General features: G+C 55.1%; 8 protein-coding genes and 2 pseudogenes. 9 read left to right on the plus strand and 1 reads right to left on the minus strand.

All coding sequences use genetic code 11. The features are described 5' to 3' along the window. Positions 1–41: 41 nt before the first annotated feature. Positions 42–251 (minus strand): annotated as a pseudogene (locus ODJ80_RS09420) (site-specific integrase); the annotation flags it as partial. A gap of 313 nt (positions 252–564) precedes the next feature. Here ODJ80_RS09420 and ODJ80_RS09425 point away from each other — a divergent pair. The 9 genes and pseudogenes from ODJ80_RS09425 to ODJ80_RS09470 form a co-directional block, all read left to right on the plus strand. After that, complete coding sequence (locus ODJ80_RS09425) at positions 565–1,386, plus strand: ParA family protein (RefSeq protein WP_263041873.1); 822 nt, start codon at positions 565–567, stop codon at positions 1,384–1,386. After that, a complete protein-coding gene (locus ODJ80_RS09430; protein WP_263041874.1) occupies positions 1,343–2,278 on the plus strand; it encodes a ParB/RepB/Spo0J family partition protein in 936 nt (311 codons plus the stop codon). The genes ODJ80_RS09425 and ODJ80_RS09430 overlap by 44 nt, the downstream gene beginning before the upstream one ends. 12 nt (positions 2,279–2,290) lie before the next feature. Further along, a complete protein-coding gene (locus ODJ80_RS09435; RefSeq protein WP_033121838.1) occupies positions 2,291–2,566 on the plus strand; it encodes a DUF5720 family protein in 276 nt (91 codons plus the stop codon). Positions 2,567–2,855: 289 nt separating this feature from the next. Next, the gene (locus ODJ80_RS09445) at positions 2,856–3,749 is read left to right on the plus strand and encodes a helix-turn-helix domain-containing protein (RefSeq protein WP_263041875.1); all 894 of its coding nucleotides are present in this window, start codon (positions 2,856–2,858) and stop codon (positions 3,747–3,749) included. Positions 3,750–3,797: 48 nt separating this feature from the next. Beyond that, positions 3,798–4,160, plus strand: a complete 363-nt coding sequence (locus tag ODJ80_RS09450; RefSeq protein ID WP_015537377.1) for a DUF7768 domain-containing protein — start codon at positions 3,798–3,800, stop codon at positions 4,158–4,160. Next, positions 4,153–4,464: a DUF5720 family protein gene (locus ODJ80_RS09455; RefSeq protein WP_263041876.1), complete on the plus strand. Its 312-nt coding sequence runs from the start codon at positions 4,153–4,155 to the stop codon at positions 4,462–4,464. Before ODJ80_RS09450 ends, ODJ80_RS09455 begins: the two co-directional genes overlap by 8 nt. A gap of 100 nt (positions 4,465–4,564) precedes the next feature. After that, a complete protein-coding gene (locus tag ODJ80_RS09460; protein WP_263041877.1) occupies positions 4,565–5,065 on the plus strand; it encodes a PcfB family protein in 501 nt (166 codons plus the stop codon). Beyond that, positions 5,062–5,364 (plus strand): annotated as a pseudogene (locus ODJ80_RS09465) (VirD4-like conjugal transfer protein, CD1115 family); the annotation flags it as partial. The gene ODJ80_RS09460 and the pseudogene ODJ80_RS09465, both read left to right, overlap by 4 nt. A gap of 32 nt (positions 5,365–5,396) precedes the next feature. After that, on the plus strand, positions 5,397–6,151 hold a 755-nt coding region (locus tag ODJ80_RS09470), incomplete at its 3' end, for a recombinase family protein (protein WP_263041878.1).

The following is a 6,151-nucleotide window of genomic DNA, read 5'->3' on the forward strand; positions in this document are numbered from 1 at the left end:
CACCTCCTATAAAATGAGGGCGTCCCAAAGCGGGGCGCCCTTTACGTTTGTCTGTCTGTATTGGTTTCTGGTTCGCCCTTCGGCTGGGCGTGCCGGTTCTCCCCCTGGAGAATGTCCGAAATCACAGCGGCGCTGGCCTGCTTGCTGGCCTTGTCCAGGTGGGCGTAGATGTTGGCGGTGGTGGAGAGGTCCGAGTGGCCCAGGAAGTTGGACACGTTGATCAGCGGCACATCCTGGTTGATGAGCAGGCTGGCGAAGGTGTGCCCTTACGGTATAATTACGACAAACCGGAAAAGCCCCGTAGAATCAAGGGTTTTGAGGTTTTCAGTCTGGTTTTTCATCCTTTTCCAAACCGAAAAATCACGCTGAAATAAGTCGAATTATAGGGGGTGTTTCATTAACGACAAATGAATAGCAGAAAGGAACTCAAAGCCTTTTGATTTCAAGCACAGTAGAATATTGGATTTAGGCTAAGCCGTCACTTGTTTCAAGTGGCGGCTTTTGTCATTTCCAGGACTGCTGTGCAGGCACATGACAACACCAATCAGAAATGAGGTGAAGTCATTGAACACGCAAATCATCGCCATCGCCAACCAGAAAGGCGGCGTTGGCAAAACGACCACCTGTGCGAACCTGGGAATCGGGCTGGCGCAGGCCGGGAAGAAAGTGCTGCTGATCGACGGGGACCCGCAAGGCAGCCTGACCATCAGCCTGGGCCACCCCCAGCCGGACAAGCTGCCCTTTACCCTGTCCGACGCGATGGGCCGTATCCTGATGGACGAGCCGCTGCGCCCCGGCGAGGGTATCTTGCCCCACCCGGAAGGCGTTGACCTGATGCCCGCCGACATCCAGCTCTCCGGCATGGAGGTCTCCCTGGTGAACGCCATGAGCCGTGAGACCATCCTGCGGCAGTATATCGACACGCTCAAGGGACAGTATTCCCACATCCTGATAGACTGCCAGCCCTCCCTGGGTATGCTCACGGTGAACGCGCTGGCAGCCGCCAACAGGGTCATAATCCCCGTTCAGGCAGAGTATCTGCCCGCCAAGGGCCTGGAACAGCTGCTCCAGACCGTGAACAAGGTGAAGCGGCAGATTAACCCCAAGCTCCAGATCGACGGCATATTGCTGACGATGGTGGACAACCGCACCAACTTCGCCAAGGAGATCGCCGCCCTGCTGCGGGAGACCTACGGCAGCAAAATCAAGGTGTTCGGCACCGAGATTCCCCATTCTGTCCGGGCAAAGGAGATCAGTGCCGAGGGCAAGAGCATTTTTGCCCACGACCCCAATGGCAAGGTGGCCGAGGGGTACAAAAATCTGACCCAGGAGGTGATAAAACTTGAAAAGCAGCGCGAAAAAAGTAGATCTGGCTCCATACGATGACTTGTTTTCCACCGAGGAAAGCCGCCAGGATGCCAAGCTGGAAAAAGTACGGGAAATCCCGCTGTCTGAGCTGCATCCTTTCAAGAACCACCCCTTCAAAGTCAAGGATGACGAGGCCATGATGGAGACCGCCGACAGCGTTCGGCAGTATGGTGTTCTGGTTCCGGCTATTGCCCGCCCGGACCCGGAGGGCGGCTATGAGCTGGTGGCCGGTCACAGGAGACACCGAGCCAGTGAACTGGCCAAGAAAGAAACCATGCCGGTCATTGTCCGGGACCTGGACGATGATGCCGCCACCATCATCATGGTGGACAGCAACTTGCAGCGGGAAAGCCTGCTCCCCAGCGAGAGAGCTTTTGCCTACAAGATGAAGCTGGAGGCTATGAAGCACCAAGGTGAGCGCATGGATTTAACTTGTTCCCAAGTTGGGAACAAGTCTGCTGGAAAGAAGTCCAGTGAGCTTTTGGCTGAACAGGTCGGCCAGAGTAAAAATCAGATTTTCCGCTATATCCGCCTGACAGAGCTGATCCCCGAACTGCTGGATATGGTCGATGAAAAGAAAATTGCTCTCAACCCGGCCTATGAGCTGTCTTTCCTCAAAAAAGAGGAACAGCGGGACTTGCTGGACGCGATGGACAGCGAACAGGCCACCCCCTCTCTTTCCCAAGCCCAGCGGCTCAAGAAATACAGCCAGGAGGGGCATCTGACCCTCGATATGATGCGCGTCATCATGGGCGAGGAAAAGAAAAGCGATCTCGACAAAGTGACCCTTTCTGCCGACATCCTGCGGAAGTATTTTCCCAAGAGCTATACGCCCCAGCGGATGCAGGAGACCATCATCAAGCTGCTGGAGGGGTGGCAGAAGAAGCGCCAGAGAGACCAGGAACGATGAAAGGAGCCGCCTATGAGGGATATTTCAGCCCGTGAGCTGAAAGGACACAACATTTTGGCCGTGGAGCGTTTTCAGGACAACACCCGCTGGATGATCGAGTTTTCCATCCTGCGTCCCTGCTCCTACGGCAGCCCCGGCGATGAAATGCGGCTGTTTCTCACGGAGGACGGGTATCAGGCCGCCCTCGTAAGCCGGAAGCGCCGGGAAATCAAAATCAAGCGGTATGCCCGCGTGATCGAGGGCCATGTCCTCGACTTCAAGCCGGACAAGCGCCGTCGCCACCCGTAAACCTGCCACTACCCCGAAAGGAAAGGAATGAATATGTGTACTGTCCAGAGCATCAAGGATGCTATCCGGGAAAACTGCCAGTCCCAATATGACATGGAATCCACCGACATTGACCGGGTTTTGCAGACCCTCCCGTTTTCTCAGGAACCGGGACCATTTTCTAAGCCGAAATCGCAAAGGCCGCTGTATTGGTTCCACGCAAGAAAATATGAAAAAGTGTAACCGCCACAATTCTTTTTACAGGATTGTGGCTTTTTTCATGCCCTGAGAACAGAAAGGAGTGAAGTCAATGGCGGTCTTTCGGATTGAAAGAACCCACGACTATACGGTAATGAGCAATCATCACCTGCGGAACCATGAATTGTCGCTGAAGGCCAAGGGGCTGCTTTCCATGATGCTGTCCCTGCCGGATGACTGGAACTATACCACCCGTGGCCTTGCGAAAATCTGCAAGGAGGGCGTGGACGCCATCGGTAATGCGCTGCGGGAACTGGAAACCGCCGGTTACATCGTGCGCCACCAGCTGCGGGACCGGCAGGGCCGGATCAGCGACACTGAGTATGTCATTTATGAGCAGCCCCAGCCCCGGCAGCCGGAAACGCCCCAGCCGGATACGGCTGTACCGGATACGGCTTCACCAGATACGGAAAACCCGTATCTGGATAAACCGGATACGGAAAAGCCCGCAGAATTAAATATAGAGAAATCAAATACCCAAAAATCAATTACTCATGGATCAAGTACCGATTCCATTCCCTTCCGGGAAAAAGCGGCAGCACAGCTGCCGGAACGGAAAGGGAGGGATGCGATGTCACTCACAGAGATGGAAAGTTATCGGGATTTGATTCTGGAGAACATCGAGTATGACCACCTGTGCCGGGAGTTTACCACCTACCGGGAGGACCTGGACGAGATCGTGGAGCTGATGGTGGAGACCGTCTGCGCCAAGCGGAAAACCACCCGGATCGCTGGCAGCGACTTCCCCCATGAGGTGGTCCGCTCCCGTTTTTTGAAGCTGGACTGCTCCCACATCGAGTTTGTCATGGAATGCCTGCGGAACAATACCACCGAAATCCGCAACATGAAGCAGTATCTGCTTGCGGTGCTGTTCAATGCGCCGACCACGATCAGCAATCACTACACCGCACAAGTCAACCACGATATGTATGCAGGCGGCTGGTAAACAGCCGCTTTTCTGCTGCCCGGACACACCGGGAGAAAGGATTTTGCCATGAAACGACCCCTTGCTTACATTACGGCTCCCTGGAGCAACAGCCAGTATGAGAACGCCGAGAACGCTGCGGCCTACTGCCGTCAGGTGTACGACGCCGGGTATTCGCCCATCTGCCCGGTGCTGTTCCTTCCTACCTTCCTCAAGGACGAGATTCCCCAGGAACACAAGGACGGGCTGGATATGGCGCGGGACTACCTGCGCCGGTCCCATGTGCTGGTGGTCTGCGGCCACGGTATCGACGAGACCGTGAAGAATGACATTGCCACCGCCGAGCGCCTGCGGATCACCGCCACCACCCTGGACGGCATTTTGACCGTGAAGGGCCAGGGGCGCGGGAAAGGAGGCGCACGCCATGCCTGAGCGTAAGACTGTGGGCCAGCTGATGGAGGAAATGCGCCTCAAGGCCGGGGCGCAGAACTATCACGGCCATGATTACATGGATTTGGAGCGGTTTGCCGAGGACACCCGGCACATGATTATTTTCGATGTGCTGACCTATGATTCCCCGGTGTGCTGGAAAGGCGAACGAACCCGCCTGTTTCTGACGGAGGCCGGATACCAGAAAAGCCTGGAGAACCAGGAAAAGGGCCATATCAAGATTCTCAGCCATGCCAAGGTGCGCCAGGGCCACCTGTACTATGACCGCTCCGACCAGCTGCGCTGAAAGGAGCCTGCCATGCTGAAACACCTGCTGCGGCGGCTGGTGGTCCCGCCTTAGTATCAAGCGCCACCCCTGCAAAATCCGTGGAAAGGAGGCGAGAAAAATGCAGGAGGAAGTGGAAAACAGGACTTTGACGCTGGCAGTCAGCGGAACGAAGTTCACCGGGCGGCTGTTGAAAGCCGCCATCACCAAGTACCTTGCCCACCGCAAGGAAAAGAAGCTGCAAAAGCAGAAAAGCCGGGATACCCCCGTAATTCCCCACGGCAAGCAGACCGTGAAGCAGCTGATCGGCCAGAATCAGGGTGTTTCCAACATCGAGATCACCGACCCCTCCATCAAGGAGTTTGAGAAGATCGCCCGGAAGTACGGCGTGGACTATGCGGTAAAGAAGGACCGCAGCAGCTCTCCGCCCAAGTACCTGATTTTCTTCAAGGGCCGGGATGCGGATGCTCTGACCGCTGCCTTTACCGAATATACCGGCAAAAAAGTCAGGAAAGCGGAAAAATCTGAGCGTCCGTCTGTGCTGGCAAAGCTAAGCCAGTTCAAAGAATTGGTGAAGCACGCCGTCGTGGACCGGAACAAGCGGAGGGAGCTGGAACGATGAAAAAGCAGCTGAACATCAAAAAGCTCCTTTTGCTGAATATGCCGTACATCCTGATGGGGCTTTTCTCCACCAACTTCGGTGAAGCGTGGCGGATGGCCGTGGGTGCGGACGCTTCGGCAAAAATGCTCTCGTTCTTCTCCACGCTGCCGGTGGCGCTGGCCAGCTGGTGGCCCAGCCTGCACCCGCTGGACCTGCTGGTGGGCCTGTGCTGCGGCGGCGGCCTGCGGCTGGCTGTGTACCTGAAAAGCAAGAACGCCAAGAAGTACAGGCACGGCATGGAATACGGTTCCGCCCGGTGGAGTGCATAATTTTAAGTGTAAAGGAAGCCTATATGGACGCACAGGAGGTTATGCACATGACTGATTATAGTAAAATTACAGCCCTTTACTCCCGCCTTTCCGTGGGCGACGAGGACAGGGACGGCGGTGAGAGTAACTCGATACAGAACCAAAAAATCTTTTTGGAGAACTACGCCAGAGGGCAGCACTTAACCAATATCCGGCACTACATTGACGATGACGAAAGCGGCAGATTTTTTGACCGTTCTGCCTACTCCCGCATGATGGACGATGTAGAGAACGGGAAAATCGGTGTCTGCATTATGAAAGACCTGACACGCTGGGGGCGTGACTATCTCCAAGTCGGCAATGCGATGGAGATATTCAGACGGAACAATGTGCGCTTTATCGCAGTCAACAACGGGATAGACAGCGAAAAGCCCGATACATTGGAGTTTGCGCCCTTTATCAACATCATGTCGGAGTGGTACGCAAAGGACATCAGCAAGAAAGTAAAGACCGGCATTAAGACGAAGGGCATGAGTGGAAAGCCGATTGCCACCGAAGCCCCCTATGGCTATGTCAAATCCCCGGACAACAAGGATTTTTGGATTATCGACGAGGAAGCCGCCGGAGTTGTTCGTTTGATTTTTCGCCTGTTTCTGGACGGAAAAAACCGAAACCAAATTGCCGTATATCTCACGCAGGCGCAAATCCCAACGCCCACATTCTACATGAAAGAGCGCGGGCGGGGAACCTGTAAAAACAGGGCGCTCAATGAGGCCAACCGCTATAAGTGGAACAAAGC

The organism is Acutalibacter sp. LFL-21 (genome assembly GCF_025630755.1).
In the GTDB taxonomy this organism is placed as follows: domain Bacteria; phylum Bacillota; class Clostridia; order Oscillospirales; family Acutalibacteraceae; genus Acutalibacter; species Acutalibacter stercoravium.